Source organism: Cryobacterium algoricola (assembly GCF_004402485.1).
In the GTDB taxonomy this organism is placed as follows: Bacteria; Actinomycetota; Actinomycetes; order Actinomycetales; family Microbacteriaceae; genus Cryobacterium; species Cryobacterium algoricola.
In genome coordinates this window covers 360,887-377,233 of sequence record NZ_SOFG01000011.1, presented here as the reverse complement: position 1 = coordinate 377,233, position 16,347 = coordinate 360,887, and the positions used below count along the sequence as shown (strand labels likewise).

At 70.1% G+C, this 16,347-nt stretch carries 15 protein-coding genes; 8 read left to right on the top strand and 7 right to left on the bottom strand.

What is annotated here, in order from left to right; all coding sequences use genetic code 11:
• Positions 1–49 precede the first annotated feature (49 nt).
• A complete protein-coding gene (locus E3O44_RS08510; protein WP_134534326.1) occupies positions 50–622 on the top strand; it encodes a MarR family winged helix-turn-helix transcriptional regulator in 573 nt (190 codons plus the stop codon).
• A gap of 14 nt (positions 623–636) precedes the next feature.
• Here the strand turns inward: E3O44_RS08510 and E3O44_RS08505 are convergent, their stop codons facing one another.
• Complete coding sequence (locus E3O44_RS08505) at positions 637–1,521, bottom strand: hypothetical protein (RefSeq protein ID WP_134534325.1); 885 nt, start codon at positions 1,519–1,521, stop codon at positions 637–639.
• A 170-nt stretch (positions 1,522–1,691) separates the two neighbouring features.
• On the opposite strand from E3O44_RS08505, the gene E3O44_RS08500 reads away from it, so the two are divergent.
• The gene (locus E3O44_RS08500) at positions 1,692–2,168 is read left to right on the top strand and encodes a universal stress protein (protein ID WP_134534324.1); all 477 of its coding nucleotides are present in this window, start codon (positions 1,692–1,694) and stop codon (positions 2,166–2,168) included.
• Between the two features lie 6 nt (positions 2,169–2,174).
• Here the strand turns inward: E3O44_RS08500 and E3O44_RS08495 are convergent, their stop codons facing one another.
• A complete protein-coding gene (locus tag E3O44_RS08495) occupies positions 2,175–3,257 on the bottom strand; it encodes a LacI family DNA-binding transcriptional regulator (protein WP_134534322.1) in 1,083 nt (360 codons plus the stop codon).
• Positions 3,258–3,403: 146 nt separating this feature from the next.
• On the opposite strand from E3O44_RS08495, the gene E3O44_RS08490 reads away from it, so the two are divergent.
• The 4 genes from E3O44_RS08490 to E3O44_RS08475 all read left to right on the top strand — a co-directional run bounded on the left by E3O44_RS08490 (position 3,404) and on the right by E3O44_RS08475 (position 8,737).
• Positions 3,404–4,414 carry a substrate-binding domain-containing protein gene (locus tag E3O44_RS08490; protein WP_134534320.1) on the top strand — a complete coding sequence of 337 codons (1,011 nt, stop codon included), beginning with the start codon at positions 3,404–3,406 and terminating at the stop codon, positions 4,412–4,414.
• A gap of 42 nt (positions 4,415–4,456) precedes the next feature.
• The gene (locus tag E3O44_RS08485; RefSeq protein WP_134534318.1) at positions 4,457–5,521 is read left to right on the top strand and encodes an ABC transporter permease; all 1,065 of its coding nucleotides are present in this window, start codon (positions 4,457–4,459) and stop codon (positions 5,519–5,521) included.
• Complete coding sequence (locus E3O44_RS08480) at positions 5,521–6,294, top strand: ATP-binding cassette domain-containing protein (protein WP_134534316.1); 774 nt, start codon at positions 5,521–5,523, stop codon at positions 6,292–6,294. The genes E3O44_RS08485 and E3O44_RS08480 overlap by 1 nt, the downstream gene beginning before the upstream one ends.
• Before the next feature lie 202 nt (positions 6,295–6,496).
• A complete protein-coding gene (locus E3O44_RS08475) occupies positions 6,497–8,737 on the top strand; it encodes a HelD family protein (RefSeq protein ID WP_241976277.1) in 2,241 nt (746 codons plus the stop codon).
• A gap of 36 nt (positions 8,738–8,773) precedes the next feature.
• Here the strand turns inward: E3O44_RS08475 and E3O44_RS08470 are convergent, their stop codons facing one another.
• The 4 genes from E3O44_RS08470 to E3O44_RS08455 all read right to left on the bottom strand — a co-directional run bounded on the left by E3O44_RS08470 (position 8,774) and on the right by E3O44_RS08455 (position 12,210).
• Positions 8,774–9,154 carry a CHY zinc finger protein gene (locus E3O44_RS08470; RefSeq protein WP_134534312.1) on the bottom strand — a complete coding sequence of 127 codons (381 nt, stop codon included), beginning with the start codon at positions 9,152–9,154 and terminating at the stop codon, positions 8,774–8,776.
• Positions 9,155–9,164: 10 nt separating this feature from the next.
• On the bottom strand, positions 9,165–10,052 hold the full coding sequence (locus E3O44_RS08465) for a DsbA family protein (RefSeq protein ID WP_134534310.1): 888 nt from the start codon (positions 10,050–10,052) through the stop codon (positions 9,165–9,167).
• 103 nt (positions 10,053–10,155) lie between these two features.
• Positions 10,156–11,541, bottom strand: a complete 1,386-nt coding sequence (locus E3O44_RS08460) for a GNAT family N-acetyltransferase (RefSeq protein WP_134534308.1) — start codon at positions 11,539–11,541, stop codon at positions 10,156–10,158.
• Between the two features lie 33 nt (positions 11,542–11,574).
• Complete coding sequence (locus tag E3O44_RS08455) at positions 11,575–12,210, bottom strand: LacI family DNA-binding transcriptional regulator (protein ID WP_134534306.1); 636 nt, start codon at positions 12,208–12,210, stop codon at positions 11,575–11,577.
• A 314-nt stretch (positions 12,211–12,524) separates the two neighbouring features.
• Here E3O44_RS08455 and E3O44_RS08450 point away from each other — a divergent pair, with 314 nt between their 5' ends.
• Together E3O44_RS08450 and E3O44_RS08445 are read left to right on the top strand one after the other, a co-directional pair.
• The gene (locus E3O44_RS08450; RefSeq protein WP_134534304.1) at positions 12,525–13,637 is read left to right on the top strand and encodes a LacI family DNA-binding transcriptional regulator; all 1,113 of its coding nucleotides are present in this window, start codon (positions 12,525–12,527) and stop codon (positions 13,635–13,637) included.
• Positions 13,634–14,560 carry an aldose 1-epimerase family protein gene (locus tag E3O44_RS08445; RefSeq protein ID WP_134534302.1) on the top strand — a complete coding sequence of 309 codons (927 nt, stop codon included), beginning with the start codon at positions 13,634–13,636 and terminating at the stop codon, positions 14,558–14,560. Before E3O44_RS08450 ends, E3O44_RS08445 begins: the two co-directional genes overlap by 4 nt.
• Positions 14,561–14,690: 130 nt before the next feature.
• Here the strand turns inward: E3O44_RS08445 and xylB are convergent, their stop codons facing one another.
• Positions 14,691–16,121, bottom strand: a complete 1,431-nt coding sequence (gene xylB / locus E3O44_RS08440) for a xylulokinase (protein ID WP_134534300.1) — start codon at positions 16,119–16,121, stop codon at positions 14,691–14,693.
• Positions 16,122–16,347: the final 226 nt, after the last annotated feature.

The following is a 16,347-nucleotide window of genomic DNA, read 5'->3' as shown; positions in this document are numbered from 1 at the left end:
GGTGGCCCTTGTGGAAGTGCTTCGTATTCGAAACAACTAGGAGCGAGTCGTGAGTATTCCCCCATCGGGCACTGCAAATTCGGGCGATCCGGATTCGGTCAGTCCCGATTCCGTCGGCCCCGCCCCGAGAGTGTCGCCCGCGGAGATGCGCGCCTGGGCGGCCATCGTCGAAACCGCGAACATCGTGCAGTTCGCCGCAGACCGCCAGTTGCGGGATGCGGTGGGCCTGACCCTTGCCCAGTTCGAGATCCTGCTCCGGCTCCTCGAAGCGCCCGATGGCCGGTTGCGGATGACCGACATCGCCGACGCCCTGACGGTGTCCCGCAGCGGGCTCACCTACCAGGTGGCCCGGCTCGAGGCCCTCGGGCTTGCCCGGCGACGCCCGTCGCCCGGCGACGAACGCTCCGTGATCGCGCACATCACGCCGGCCGGCCGGGCGGCGCTCGCCGCCGGCGGACCCGGCTACGTCACGCTCGTCCGGGAGATGCTCTTCGACCGGATCGACCCGGGGGAACTCGCGACGGTCACCGAGATCCTCGATGACGTGCGCACTCAGCTGCGTGAGCGGCCGAAGCGGTCCACCTACCGGCGCAGTCGCGGGGCTCCCGCGGCGGGGGACTGACTTCCTCGATCAGGTCAGATCGTCGGGACCAGCTCGGTGCGCGGGCACGGTTGCCCGCCGACGAGATTGAGGCAGGACGCGAACACGGAGGGGAACGGCTCACTCAGCGAGGACCCGAACCAGGTGTTGTAGAACAGCCAGAAATTCAGGTTTCCGTGCGTCGAGCATCCGCCGCCGTCGCCCGACGTGTCGGCAAGCGCTGCGGTATCCGGCTGGTACGGCGTGTAGTTGTACAGGTTCGCCGTGGCCTGGTTGCGGATCTGGACCGTGGCCGCGCCGCACGCGGAGTCGGGGTTGTACGCGACGCTGACCGCGCCGATCTTGTAGGTGCGTTCGGGCTCCTGGGTGTACTGCCGGAACTGCCACGCGGCCCGGTAGACCTGGTTGAAGAAGCCGAAGTACTCGGCGTCGCAGTCGGCGGTGTCCGGGCAGCCGTAGCCCGTCGCGCGCAGGTAACCGGATGCGCTGGGCCGGGTGAGCAGGGACTGTTCCTTCTGCAGCAGCACGAGCAGAACCCGGGGGCTGATCGTGCAGGCCCTGGCGACCTTCTCGATGATCGTGCTCGCGCGCTCGTTCGTCGCACCCTCGTAGGCGGCGCAGTGCCCGGGGCCCTGCGCGGGTTCGGAGGCGGTCGACTCGCGGTACTCCCAGAGGCACGGCGACTCGTCGCGTCGCACGCAGTTCCGGCCCTCGAGGAAGGACTGCACGTCGTCTGCCGTCATCGCGTCGGGGTTGAAGAAGTTGTAGTCGCTGATCAGGGCGCCGGCGTCGAAGACGGCGGGTTCGGTGGGCGCCGTTCGCGGCACGACGACTGACCGCACCAGGAAGCCGCCGGCCACGATGGCGGCGATCGTCGCGACGGCGATGAGGGTTCGTCGCTGGGAGGCGCGGAGAGGCATGAGTCCACCCTAACCGGGCAAGGCGAACGAGCGGGGTCGGTCTGGGGATCGCGCGGTCGCTCGCACCGGGGATCGCGCCGCGGCTCACGGCGTGGCACGGCCGCAACGGTTTTTCCCGGGGTCGGGGTCGATTTCTGTCGCTCGGCCTTCGCCGGGAGTAGCGTGGGAGCATGTCAGGCATCGATGCAGACCAGTCTCCAGCTCCCACCGGCAGTATCGTCGTCGGGCACGACGGCTCCGACTACGCCAACCATGCGCTCGAGGTCGCCCTCGACCTCGCGGAGCCGCTCGGGGCATCCGTCGTCGTCGTTCGGGCCTGGTCGATCGACACGGCCCCGCGCCCGGCCGACTGGAAGTTCGGCTACGTCTCGCCCCTCACCGACTACGCCGGCGCGGTGCGGGAGAAGCTCGAGGCCGATGCCGCACCGACGGTCGCCCGGCACCCGGGCGTACCGGTCGAGTACCGGGCGGCCTACGCGACACCGCTCGGCTGCCTGATCGAGGTCTCACGCGGGGCACGGATGCTGGTGGTCGGCTCCCGCGGGCGCGGCGGCCTTGCCGGGATGCTGCTCGGGTCGGTCAGCGAGCAGTGCGTGCGACACGCGGCCTGCCCGGTGCTCGTGGTGCGGCCCGGCGCACCGGCCTGAGCGGTTCTACTGCCCCGGCGCGGGAGTCCGGAGGTCGGCAACCGACGCCCGGGGGATGAACTGGGTCGGGAGCTGGATGTCCTGGGCCGCCTGCCCCGGCGACTCGATCTCGGCCACGAGTCGCTCGACGGCGAGCTCTCCGAGCTGCTCGACCGGGCGGGCGACGACCGTGATGCCCGGCACCATGTATGCCGCCCAGGGGCTGTCGTCGACCGTGACCAGGGACACCTCGCGTCCGATGGCGAGCCCCCGCGAACCGGCGACCTTGAGTACGGACAACGCCATGTCGTTGTTGGAGGTGAAGATGACCGTGGGCGGTGAGGCCAGGTCGAGCATCTCTGCGACCGCGGCCTCCGAGGACTCGGGGACGTCTTCGCTGAAATGCCAGACCTGGTCTTCGGGAGGGATGCCCGCCTCGGCCGCGCCGGCCGCGTAACCGTCGGTACGGTCCCGCACGCTCGAGATCAGTGCGAGGGGGCGTGCCATGGTGTGGCCGGTGATGTTCGCGGCGGTGATCAGGAAGCCGAGCCGGGTGTGCCCGAGGCCGACGGCGTTGCGGACCGCCTCCCGGGTGCCGGAATAATCGTCTGTCGAGACCATGGTGACGCCCAGGTCGTCCAGGCGGCGGTCGGCGAGCACAAGCGGGCGGCCACCCAGGTTTCCGGCCTCGAGGTGCTGACTGTGGCCGGTTGCGGAGGGGAACACGATCAGGCCGTCGACCTGCTTGTCGAGCAGGGTCTCGATGGCCCCTCTCTCCACGTCGGGGTCCTCGTCGGTGTTGGTGATCAGGACCTGGTACCCGCGTTTTCGCGCCGCATCGACGATGGACTTGGTGGCGCGGTCGAAGAAGGCGTTCGTGAAGTCGGCGATGACGACGAGTCCGATCGTTCCGGTCGAGCCGGCGCGCATGGCTCTCGCGAGTTCATTGGGGCGATAGCCGATCTCGTCCGCTATGCGACGGACGCGTTCCACGGTGGCTGCCGACGTGCGCCCGTAGCCGGAGAGGGCCCGGGAGGCGGTGGCGCGGGAGACGCCGGCCTGGTCTGCGACGTCGACGATTGTCGGAGCGTGACTTCGTCGTTCAACCATGAACAATCCTCGTAATCGAAACGTTACCGAACAGGCTTGCGCCGCGGTGCTGCGTGCTGCAATCTTATACAAGTTTGCGAGAACGATCTCGCAAACAGCGTGTGCAGTCGCAATTGCAGTGCACCTATGTGTCAAAGGAGACCTCCATGAAGCGTTCTTACCGAGCGATCACCACCGTCGGCGTCGCAGCCGCATTCGTCATCTCGATGAGCGCCTGCTCCAGCACAGCGAGCACCGGGAGTGCGACGACGTCGACCGAAAAGAAGGACATCACCATCGCGTTCGTGATGGGCGCAGAGGCAGACCCGTTCTTCCAGGCGATGAAGGTCGGCGCCGAGGACGAGGCCAAGGCCGAGGGCGTCAAGCTGATCTGGCAGGGCGACCCCTCCAAGTACTCCGCTGAAACGCAGATCCCGATCGTCGATGCCGTGCTCGCCCAGCAGCCCACCGGCCTTGTGCTCATCCCGACCGACCCGAAGGCCTTGCAGGCCTCGGTGGCCAAGGCCACTGCCGCCGGCATCCCCGTCGTCAACGTCGACACCCACGTCGCCGACCTCAAGGACGTCGTCAGCTTCATCACCGGCGACAACGCCGACGGCGGCTCCAAGGCGGCCGACGCGCTCGCCACCCAGATCGGCTACAAGACCGGTGGCTCGTACAAGGTCGTCGTCGGACTCACCAGCGCCACCGCAACCACGAACGTGAGCCGCCTCGACGGCTTCAAGGCCCAGGTCGCCGCGAAGTACCCCGGTGTGGAAATCGTCGACGTGGCATACTCCGAGTCCAACCCGGAGACGGCTGCCACCAACGTGAGCAACTGGCTGACCAAGTACCCGGACCTCAACGGCATCTTCGCGATCGACGGCACGAACGCCTCCGGCGCGGCCGCCGCGCTCGAGTCGAAGGGCCTCAGCGGCAAGATCGGCCTCGTCGGCTACGACGCATACCCGGACAACGTCGCCAAGATCAAGTCGGGCATCTTCACCGCCCTCGTCGCCCAGGACCCGGCCGCCGAGGCACGCCTGGCCATCAAGACCCTCGTCGAGTTCATCAACACCGGCAAGACGGCGACCGAGCACGAGGTCGTCATCCCCAACGTCGTCCTCAACTCCACGACCTCCGACGCTGACTTCGCCAAGTACACCTACGTCAAGTAGCTGACGCTTCCCGTACTTCACGACAAGAGCCAGGGAGTCATCATGACCAACAGCAATCAAACCACCGCGCGGAAACCGGGCATTCCGGCGGAACAGAAGCCGGTTCCGCTCGCGCTCACGGCGCGGATCAGCACCCTCGCGTCGAACCAGAGCACCATCCTGATCGGCGTGATGGTACTGCTCATCGTCGTCTTCTCGGTGCTGGAGCCGAAGTTCTTCTCCGCACCGACCGCCAGCAATATCCTCACGGACTGGGGATCGGTCGTCCTGATTGCAGTTGGCCAGACCTTCGTCGTGATCAGCGGTGGAATCGACCTCTCGGTCGGAGCCATCATCGGACTCAGCGGAGTCGTGTCGGCCTGGACGATGGCGAACGTCCTCAAGGTCGACCAGACGGTGTCCGGCGCGGACGCGTCTGGCCCGCTCCTCATCGGCACCCTGGTGTCGGTGGGAGTGGGGCTCCTCGTGGGCCTGACCAACGCCTTCCTGATCAACAAGCTCCGGATCGTCCCGTTCATCGCGACCCTGTCGACGATGGGGGCCGCACTCGGGCTCTCGGTGATCATCTCGAGCGGGCAGCCGATCGGATCCGCGAACAACTTCAGCCTCATCGCCGCGATGGACCCGAAGACGAACCCGTTGTCGTGGGCCCTGATCGTCGTCATCGTCGTGGTGACGATCGCCGGCCTGTTCCTGCACAAGGCGCGGTTCGGCCTCTACACCTACGCGATCGGCTCGAACACCTTCGCGGCCCGCGGCGCAGGCATCAACGTCGAACGGCACCTGACGTTGGTCTACGCGCTCTCCGGAGCCCTGGCCGGTCTCGCCGGGATGTACGTCTACCTGCGCCTCGGTGCCGGCTCGCCGTCATCGGGAACCGGGCGTGAGCTCGACGCCATCGCCGCGGTCGTCATCGGGGGCGCCTCCCTGATGGGTGGCATCGGCCGGATCTGGGGCACCGTGCTCGGTGCGCTCATCCTCTTCACGGTGCAGTCCGGCCTGATCATGGTCGGCGTCGCGCCGGACTGGAAGAAGGTCGTTGTGGCCATCCTGATCGCCGCGGCGGTCGCTGCGCAGACGCTGCAGAGCAAGAACGGAAGAAAATAATGACCGGCGAAGTGATCTACGAAGTCAAGAACGTCTCGAAGCGGTACGGATCGGTCGTCGCCCTCGACGGTGCGAGCCTCAAGCTGCACGCCGGTGAGGTGCTCGGCCTGGTCGGCGACAACGGCGCGGGCAAGTCGACGCTCGTCAAGGTCCTCTCGGGGGCACACCAGCCCAACGGCGGGAAGATCTACCTTGACGGCGTCGAGCGCACCTGGGGTTCGCCCCGGGAGGCGCTCGAGGCCGGCGTGGAGACCCTATACCAGGACTCGGGGCTCGCCCCGCACCTGACGGTGTCGCAGAACGTGTTCCTCGGCCGGGAAAAGACGGTCAAGGGAATCTTCGGCAAGATGGGCTTCCTGGCCCGCAAGGAGATGGAGCACGACGCCCACGAAGACCTCGAGCGCGTCGGGATCGCCGTCCCGGCGTCCGACCGTCCGGTGTCCCAGCTGTCCGGCGGGCAGCGGCAGGCGGTGGCCATCGGTCGCGCCGTGGCCTGGGCGCGCCGCGTGATCATCCTCGACGAGCCGACCAACCACCTCGGTGCGCGGCAGGCCGGGGAGGTACTCCAGGTGGTCAGGGCGGCCAAGGCGAAGGGGCTCGGCGTGATCTTCATCTCGCACACCCTGCCCCACGTGCTCGAGGTAACCGACCGGGTTGTGGTCCTTCGGCTCGGCAAGATCGTCATGGATGCCCCCACCTCGGAATTCGACGGGGATCGCCTGATCGGGGTCCTCACCGGGACCATCCAGACGGTCAGGGTCGAGGGCGACTGACCCGACCGGACGCCGCGGAACGCCGATCGGCCCCGGGCAGCGCACAGCGGACATCCGCTGGCGCCGCCCGGGGCTTCGTCGTTCCCCGGTGCAGGCCGATCCTTTCCGGTCGAGAGTGACCGGCGGACCGGTCACTCTCGACCGGAAAGGAGCATCCAGCCGCGTCGGGTAAACTCGAATGTCGGATTTGAGGGGTGTTTCGGTGGTGGACCTGGAGCTTGAACGGGAACAGAACTACGTGGCAACGCTGTACGCGCGTCTCGACGCGCTGCAACGGGAGGCCGAGGACCAGCTGACGGCGGTGCGGCTGCTCGACGTCGGCGGGAATCACCAGACACGCTCCGAGCGGGACACCTTTGCGCGCCTCTACGAGGACCGGATCGTGCAGTTGCGGGAGATCGACGACCGGCTGGCGTTCGGCCGGCTCGAACTGGCCGCGGACGACGCGAGCGGCGACTCCGTCTTCCGCTACATCGGCAGGGTCGGATTGCGCGACGAAGACCTGCAGCCGATGCTCCTCGATTGGCGGGTGCCGCAGGCGAGCGCGTTCTACCAGGCGACGGCCGCGACCCCGCTCGGAGCGAGGTCCCGGCGTCACCTGCAGTCCAAGGGGCGGACCATCGTCCGGATCGAGGACGAGATCCTCGACGCCGAACTCCTCGGCGGAGACCCCTCCGAACATCAGGGTGAGGGTGCGCTGCTCGCCGCGCTGACCGCCCAGCGCACCGGGCACATGCCCGACATCGTCGCGACCATCCAGGCGGAACAGGACCGGATCATCCGCTCTGACCTTGCCGGAGTACTCGTCGTCCAGGGTGGGCCGGGGACAGGCAAGACCGCCGTGGCGCTGCACCGAGCGGCCTACCTGCTCTACACGCATCGCGATCGCCTGAAGCACAACGGTGTGCTCATCGTGGGGCCGTCCCGCTCCTTCCTGCAGTACATCGAGGCCGTCCTGCCGTCCCTCGGCGAGACCGGAGTCGTGCTCGCGAGCGTCGGGCAGCTCTACCCGGGCGTCGAGGCGACCCGTGAAGACGCCCCGGCGGTCGCGGCGCTCAAGGGCCAGGCCTTCATGGCCGCGCTCATCGCCCATGCCGTGCGCTCCCGGCAGCGCATCCCGGTGGGCAGCCGGCAGCTCGAGGTCAACGGCGACAAGCTGACCCTGACCCCGCAGCTCGTCGCGAACGCGATCGCCAAGGCCCGCGAGGGCGGCAAGCCGCACAACCTTGCGAGGGTCACCTTCGTGAAGACCGCGATCGGCGCGCTCGCGCGGGATTGGCTGCGGCAGTTGCAGCAGGGCGGCGCCTCGATGGACGAGAGCGACCTGCCGATGCTGCGCGAAGACCTGCGCCTCGCCCAGGACGTGCGCGTGGCTCTCAACACCGCCTGGTTGCCGCTCACCCCCGAGAAGCTCGTGCAGGACCTGTATGCGCGCCCGCAATGGCTCGCCGAACTCACCCCCGGCTGGACCGCCGAACAGCGCGCGCTGCTGCACCGGGCGAGGGACGCGGAGTTCACGATCGCCGACATCCCGCTGCTCGACGAGGCCGCGGAGCACCTCGGCGAGTACAACGTCGTCGACGTCGCGCTCAAGCGCGAGCAGAAGGAACAGCGCAAACGCGACATCGAGAACGCCGAACTCGCGATCGCGAACATGGACGTCAAGGGTCTCGTGAACGCGCGCGCCCTCGCGGACAACTTTGCCGAGCTCGGCGACCGGGCCACGACCGCCGAGCGCGCGGCCGTCGACCGCACCTGGACGTACGGCCACGTCGTCGTCGACGAGGCGCAGGAGCTCTCGCCGATGCAGTGGCGGCTCTTGCTGCGGCGCGGGCCGCGCCGGTCGTTCACGGTCGTCGGCGACATCGCGCAGGCTGCATCCGCTTCGGCCTCCGGCAGCTGGAAGGAGGCCCTCGCCCCCATCCTCGATGCCTCCCTCGAGGCCGGGCGCTGGCGCCTCGAGGAACTCACTGTGAACTACCGCACCCCGCGCCAGATCGCGACGGCAGCCGAGGAGATGGCGATCGCGCACGGCCTGCCGGTGACGCCATCGCGTGCCGTGCGTGCGAGTGAATGGCCGATAGCCGTCGAAGCGGATGTCGCGACAGCGGTGCACCGCGAACGCGCGCTTCACGCCGGCGGCACGCTCGCCGTGATCGCGGCAGACACGGCGCTCGAGGTTGTCGGGGCGGAGCTCGGGGCGGAGTTCGGGGACCGGGTCGGACTCGGTGCCCTCGGTCTGACCCGGGAGATCGCTCTGCTCGGGCCCCGCGACGCGAAGGGCCTCGAGTTCGACGCCGTGATCGTCGTGGATCCCGCCGGTATCGTGGCCGCCTCGGAGCGCGGAGCCGGAGCGCTGTACGTCGCCATGACCCGCGCGACGCAGCGCCTCTACCTGGTCGCCGACCTGGGGTCCCTGCTGCCCGTCGGCCTCACCCGCTGACCCGCAACGCGCTGACACCTCAGTTGGAGAACCGGGTCAGGGGCGGGGAGACTCGAAGTGCAGGTGGGCGTGCGCCCGGCAGCCGTCGTTGAAGGGCGCCGTGCAGTGCGGGCACTGCGTCGCCGAGCGGTAGTCGGTGATGCTGAGGGTGCGCCGGCAGACCCCGCAGAGGATCGCCTGCTCTGTCCACCGCGCGACCGGCCACTGCCGCGCGGCATGGTCGGCCGCGGCGGCGTGGCAGAGGTGGCAGGGGTAGAACCGGTCGCAGCAGTAGAACCGGATCGCGACGACATCCGCTGACGTCTTGTAGTGCACGCACCGCGTCTCGTCGTCGACGGTCTCGCCGAAGACTGTGAAGACCTCGAGGCCCTCGAGGTCCGTCCCGCCTGACCGTTCCCGACCCGGCTGCCGCTGCACGAGCTGCCGACTACTTCTTGGCGGCTGCGGTGACCTGGTCCTGAACGAAGGTGGAGAAGACCGTCGCGTCGGTCAGGGAGCCGGTGTACGCGACACCGTTCACGAGCACGGTCGGGGTTCCGGCGACCTTGGTGAGTGTCGTCGAGTTGGGGAGCGGGCCGGCGAGGGCGCGCTTGGTCGCGTTGCCGACCCAGGACTTGAAGGTGCCGTCCGTGATGCACTTCGCGATGCCGGCATCCGTGGCTCCCGCCGTCGTGACCAGACTCGCGAGTTCCTGGTCCGTCAGGCCCGCGGTGCTCTCAGCCGGCTGTTTGGCGAACAGGGCGGCGTTGACGGCCGGGAATGCGGCCGGCTGGGAGTTGGCCACGCACACGGCGGCGTTGGCGGCCCTGGTCGAGTACTTCGTCCCCGCGGAGTTGGCGTCGAGGATCGAGATCGGGTGGAACTCGAGCGTCGCGTTGCCCGCGGTGACCCACGAGTTGATCGCGGTGCCGTTGGTGGCCTCGAACTGGCCGCAATACGGGCACAGGTAGTCGGCGTAGACGACGATGTTCGCGGTGCTCGTGAGCTTCGTCTGGTCGGTCGCGATCGGTGCGGCGTCCGCGGCGAGGGCGACCGTCGGGACGGCGGTGAGCGTGGTGCCGTCGCCGGTGAGCAGCACGCCGTCGCTCGCCATGTTCAGCGGGCCGGCCGCGGCGGGGCCGTTGCTGTTCACGATCACGAGGGCGACGACTACGGCGATCGCAACGAGTCCGGCGCCGATGCCGCCCCGCAGGAACAGCTTGTTTCGCTTGTCCTTCTTCTGCTGGGCTTCACGCATCAGGCGGGCGCTCTCCCGTGCCGCGTCGCGGCGGTCCTTCTTCGGGGGCGTGCCTTTGCCGGGGAGGTTGCTGTTCATAGACCCTGTACACCGTTTCGTCGCGAGTGACTTATCGAATCTAGGTTAGATCCTCCACCTCCACGCCCCGTGCCATCGGGCTGGGAGCCAGCTGTGAGGAACGTTAGAACCAGGTACTGAGGTACGGCGGCGGCCCGGTGCGGAATGCGGCGTCGAGGCGAGCAGCCGCATCCGTCGTCTGCTCGGTGACTCGCCCGGCGCGGCTCAGCACGACGGCGCTCGGTCCGCCCAGGTAGAGGGCGGCGAGGTCGGCGACCGACAGGGTGAGGTGGGCGGCTGCCACCGGGGCGGCCTCGCCCGCGGCGAGCGGATGCGCCGACCCGGCGCCGTCTGAGCCGACCGTGAGCAGGAACTCGCCCCCGGCGATGCCGAGGTCGTCGGAGACATCGAGGCGGAAGACACCCGGTGCGGCGTACCGACGGCGCTCGAGTGCGGCGGGAACGTCGAGGAGGCGCAGCCAGAGGTGGTCGCGTTCGTCGGACGCGCGCACGGCGCGGGGATTCTCGAGCTGCCAGGCGAGCGGCTCCGCGATGTTCCGGAGCGGGGCGGAGACCTCGCCGATGAGGTCGAGGTCGAGCAGGAAGCGCCACAGGGCGGTGTATGCCGCGTCGGTCGCCGCGACGAGGTCGACGAGGTCGAGCCGACCGGGATAGGCCTCGCCCTCGAGAGCGACGCTGTACACCGCGAAGCCCTGCGGCCGGCCGGTCGGGTCGTCGAAGCGCACCGTCTGCCGCGTCGGAGCGCCCATGGTCGGCGGGACCGGTGCGACCGATGTCGTGGGCTCGACGGTCGCCGGGGTCGTGAGCCCCAGGATCTGGTCCCAGAGACTGTCGCGGCGGTCGACGTCGCCGGCGCCGCGCTTCCTGGCGGCCTCGAAGATCGCCGGGGCGTCGTGACGCAGCGACTCGGGCGTCACGAAGTGCAGCCGCCCCGTGCCTTCCGGGGCCGCCGGAGCCGGCCGGGCGTCCCCGGTCGTGATGGCGATGCTCGCCTGGTACGCGGCGGGCCCGAAGCCGTACCGCGCGTAGATGGTGGCCTCCGACACGGTGAGCATGGCGAGCGGCAGCCCGAGCCGGTGCGCGGTGCGGAGCTCTGCGGTGAGCAGGGCGCGGGCGAGGCCGCGGCGACGGTGCGTCGGCGAGACGGTGACCGAGCTGATCGCCCAGGCCGGAACGGTGTTGCCGCCGGGGACGCTCAGTCCCATCGGCCAGGACCGGACCGTCGCGACCGGGGTGAGCGGATCGGCTGCGGTCGCGTCGAGCACGGCCGTCACCCGATCGCCCGCCGTGTTCGCCAGACGGCGGTCGAGTTCGCCGGCGTCTGGTGCGGTCTCGTGGAAGCCGCGCGCGGTCGCGCGGTGCCAGTGTCGCCGGGCACCGGTGTCGTCGGCCCCGATCAGGCGCAGGTCGAGACCGTCGGTCGCGAGCCGGGCCGCCGATTCCTCGTCGATGGGCGTGCGTGCGAAGTCGGGTGCCGTGTAGTCGTTCACGGCCCCACTGTACTGGCCGGGGACCGGCCGGAGTCAGCTCGCGACGGTCCCGGACGGCGTACCGGGCCCGGGGGTCGGTGCGACGAGGGCCTGTGCGACGGCCGCGCGACCGACGGCGGCGAACCGCTCCGGTCCCGCCTCGGCGCCGAGTGCGCCGCGGGGCACCGTCGCGAACGCGAGGGAACGCTCGCCGAGCACGATCACCCGGCCGCCGCCGGCTTCGAAGGAGCTCAGCTCCTCCGTGAGCGGAGTGCCGTCCGCATCGCCGGGAGACGGCGGTCCGGCGAGGATCAGGATCCGGGGGCGTTGCCCGCGCAGGGACCGCACGAGTGCGAGTTCACGGTCGGGGTCGCCGGCCGTGACGGTGACGGTTACGGTGAGTCCGGCATCCGCTGCCGCGTCGATCACGCCTGACGCGAGGAACGCATCCGGCGGGTCCGCGATGTCGGTCACGACGAGGGCGACCGTGCGGGTGCTTCCCGTGGCCACGGCCTGCGCTGAGAGGTTGGGCGTGTAGCCGAGTTGGGCGGCGGCGGCGAAGACCCGGTCGCGATAGTCGCCGTTGACGGTCCGGGAGCTGCCGTTCAGGGCACGCGACGCTGTGGCGAGGGACACGCCGGCCGCGGTGGCCACGTCGAGCAGGGTGGGTAGCCGGGATGACGGACTCATCGGTCCATCCCCTTCCTGGGGACTGGCGGGCCGGGTCGCGGTTCGGGGCGCGGTTCGGCAGGTGTTTGTCATTGTGGCACGCCGGGCACGGGGATGGCGCGTGCGGGCCTGAGACTCTCCTGCGGAACCGGGAAATCACCCCTGGCTGCGGGGCGTCCGGGGGGAGACGGGCATCGATGGGTCGAGCGGCCTGACCCCGAGCGTCACCGACCGACGCGATCGGGCCGGATCCCTCCCACCGCCTGCCATACAACGTTGTACTATGCGAGGAGACGAACGCTGTCGCGAGCGTCGCCCGAAACGGAAGGGCCTCCATGGTGGCAACACTGCACGATGTGGCGCAAATCGCCGGAGTGTCGATCAAGACCGTCTCCAACGTCATCAACGATCACCCCCACATCCGCCCGGCCACCAAGCAGCGGGTGCTCGAGGCCATCGCCGAGCTCGACTACCACCCCAATCTCTCGGCGCGCAGCCTGCGGTCCGGCCGGACCGGCATGATCGGCCTCGCCCTCCCGGAGCTGTCGCTGAGCTACTTCGCCGAGCTTGCGGATGCCGTGATCCGGTCGGCGGAGCGCCACGGCGTCACCGTGCTGATCGAACAGACCGGCGGAGACCGGGACCGGGAGATCGGCCTGCTCTCGAGCCCGCGGCGGCAACTCACCGACGGCCTGATCTTCAGCCCCCTCGGCCTGGGCAACGACGACGCGGACTTCCTGAAGGTCGGCTACCCGCTCGTGCTGCTCGGCGAGCGGGTCTTCGGCGGCCCGACCGACCATGTCACGATGCGGAACGTCGACGCGGCCCGTGCCGCCACCGAACACCTGATCCGGCAGGGCCGCCGCCGGATCGCCGTGGTCGGCGCCCACGATGGCGAGGTGATCGGCTCGGCCGGCCTGCGCCTGCGCGGCTACCGGGAGGCCCTCGACGCCGCCGGCATCCCCTTCGACCCCGCCCTGCTCGGCTTCACGACCCTGTGGCACCGGTCGAACGGCGCGACCGCGATGCGGGAGCTGCTCGCCTCCGGCGTTCAGTTCGACGCCGTGTTCGGGCTCAACGACACCCTCACCCTCGGCGCCATGCGGGTGCTCCAGGAGGCCGGCCTGCACATCCCGGAGGATGTCGCGACGATCGGCTTCGACGACCTCGACGAAGCGCAGTACAGCCTCCCGACGCTCTCGACGATCGACCCCGGTCGCGAGGAGATCGCCGAGACCGCCGTGCGCATCCTGCTCGAGCGGATCAATGCCACAGACCCCGCGTCACCTCCGCGGGAGATCCTCGCGGACTTCCGCGTGATCGAACGCGAATCGACGGCGACGCACGGCGGAGCGGGGGAGCGGATGCGGGCATCCGCTGCCGCCGGAACCGTCGGGGAGACCGGTGCGAGCGCACCGGCGCGAGCCGGAGTGACGGCCCTGTCATGACGAAGCCGGGAACGCCGAGCGGGGCGCAGTACGAGATCACGGGGCACGGCTACCGGGCCGTCGTCACCGAGGTGGGGGCGTGCCTGCGGCTGTTGCAGTTCGAGGGCCGCGACCTCGTCGTGGGTTTCGGCGAGGACGAGGCGATGGTCAACTTCCGTGGCGCGCTCGCCGCGCCCTGGCCGAACCGGATCGCCGACGGCCGCTACCCGGCGGACGGGGTGCTCGAGCAGCTGCCGATCAACGAACCGACGCGGGACTGCGCGCTGCACGGGCTCGTCTTCGACCGGGACTGGCGACTGCTCGCGCAGGCGCCCGACTCGGTGGTGCTCGGCCTGCGGCTGCCGGCCGGTCCCGGCTATCCGTTCCAGCTCGACCTCACCGCCCGGTACGCGCTCGCCGCGGACGGGCTGACGACGACGATCGAAGTGCGCAACTCGGGAACGGGAACGGCGCCGTACGGCGTCTGCCCGCATCCGTACCTGCGGGCGGGGGATTCGCCGCTCGACAGCTGGACTCTCACCATCCCGGCCGACTTGTTCCTCGAGGTCACACCGGACCGGCTGCTGCCCGTCGGAGTCGTGGACGTCGCGGGCGGCGACCTGGCCTTCGACTTTCGGGATCCCCGGGTGCTGGGCACGACGGAGATCGACCACGCGTTCACGGGCATCCTCCGGGACTCGAGCGGGCTCGCGACCCTCGAACTACGGGAGGCCGGCGGTCACGGCGTGGCCATGAGCTTCGGGCCGGAGTGCCCGTGGCTGCAGGTGCACACCGCGGACCTGCCTCTCCCGGGGATCACCCGGATCGGCCTCGCGGTCGAGCCCATGACCTGCCCGCCGGATGCGTTCAATTCCGGCATCGACCTGATCCGCCTCGCGCCGGGGGACACCCACGAGGCGAGCTGGCGGATCAGCGCCCTCTGATTGCCTGTCCCTGCCGCGTTCCGAATTCAGGAGTTGACGAGTCTGCGGGCAGCGTCGCCGCGGAATCCCGCGGGCGCGATCTGCCCAACCCCGGCTTCTCCTGAATTCGGAACAGGGGGAGGGGCCGGGGTCAGGCCTCCACGCGGTGGGCGGCGTACTGCGAGCGGATGACGGGGCGGAAGTCGGTCTCCGGCGCCGCGGCGATCGAGATCCGCCAGTCCGGTCGCGCTCCCGTCAGCGTCCACGCCGCCTGGACGGCTGCGCCGTCGGCGACGTACTCCCCGGGGGCCGGGATCACGACGGGGCTCTCGAAGAGCTGCGCCGCGATGCTGCGGACCGCGGGGTTCTGCGCGGCGCCGCCGATCAGCAGCACCCGGGAGACGACGACGCCCTGGCCGCGCACGGCTTCGAGGCCGTCGGCGAGCCCGCAGAGCAGGCCCTCGATCGCCGCGCGGGCGAGGTTCGGCCGGGTCGTGGACGCGAGGGTGAGCCCGAACAGGGTCGCGGTCGCGTGGGGCAGGTTCGGGGTGCGTTCGCCTTCGAAGTACGGCTGGAGCACGAGTCCGTTCGCGCCGGGCTCCGCCTCGAGGGCGAGCCGGCCGAGTTCGTCGTGGTCCACGCCGAGGAGTCCGCGCACCGCGTCGAGTACCCGCGCTGCATTGAGCGTCGCGACGAGGGGGAGGAACAGCCCGCTCGCGTCGGCGAACCCGGCGACCGTGCCCATGGCATCCGCCGCCGGGCTCGTGGTCACGGCGAAGACGGTGCCGCTCGTGCCGATCGACACGATGACGTCGCCGTCGCCGGCGCCGAGACCGAGGGCGGCGCCCGCGTTGTCGCCGGCTCCCACGCCGACGACGATGCCGGCGGGCAACCAATTCGACGGAGCGAGCGCGACCGTCTCTCCGGCGAGCTCGCCGGGGCCGAGTACCCGCGGCAGCACGGCCGAGTGGCCCAGGGCGCGTTCGAAGAGGTCGAGGTCGTACTCGCCGGTGCTGGGCGACCAGTAGCCGGTGCCGCTTGCGTCGGAACGGTCGGTGGTCAGCTCGGTCAGGTCGGGGCCCAGGGGGCTCTCGTCGGCCGGGCCGAAGCCGCGCAGCCGCCAGGTGAGCCAGTCGTGGGGGAGGGCGACGGCGGCGACGCGGGCGGCGTTGGCCGGTTCGGCGTCGCGCAGCCAGCGCAGCTTGGTCGCGGTGAACGAGGCGACGGGAACGAGTCCGGTGCGCCGGGCGTACTCCGCGGCGCCGACCTCGTCGATGAGCTCAGCAGCCGCGGGGGCGCTGCGGGTGTCGTTCCAGAGCAGGGCCGAGCGGATGACGCGGCCATCGATGTCGAGGACGACCATCCCGTGCTGCTGGGCCGCGATCGAGATCGCGGCGACATCGCCCAGTCCGCCGGCGTCGGCGACAGCGGCCTGCAGGGCCTCCCACCACTTCTGCGGGTCGACCTCTGTGCCCTCCGGATGCGCCGCCCGGCCGGTGCGCACGAGCGCGCCCGAATCGGCGTCACGAACGACGACCTTGCAACTTTGGGTCGAGGAATCGACTCCGGCAACCAGTGTCATGACTACATTCTCCGCTTCGAGAGGGGGTGAGGTGCGAGTGAGGTACGGGTGTGGGCAGGCCCCGGTGGCTAACTCAGGAAGAACCGGATGCCGGTGGCACGGTGCCGCGGAATTCCGCGGCTTCAGACCGGGCCGGCCGGTGGATTTCCTGAGTTAGCCGCCGAGGCGGCCGGGTACTGCGGGAAATGCGGCGAGCGAGTGCGAGGCAAACGCGCCCCGGCCGGTT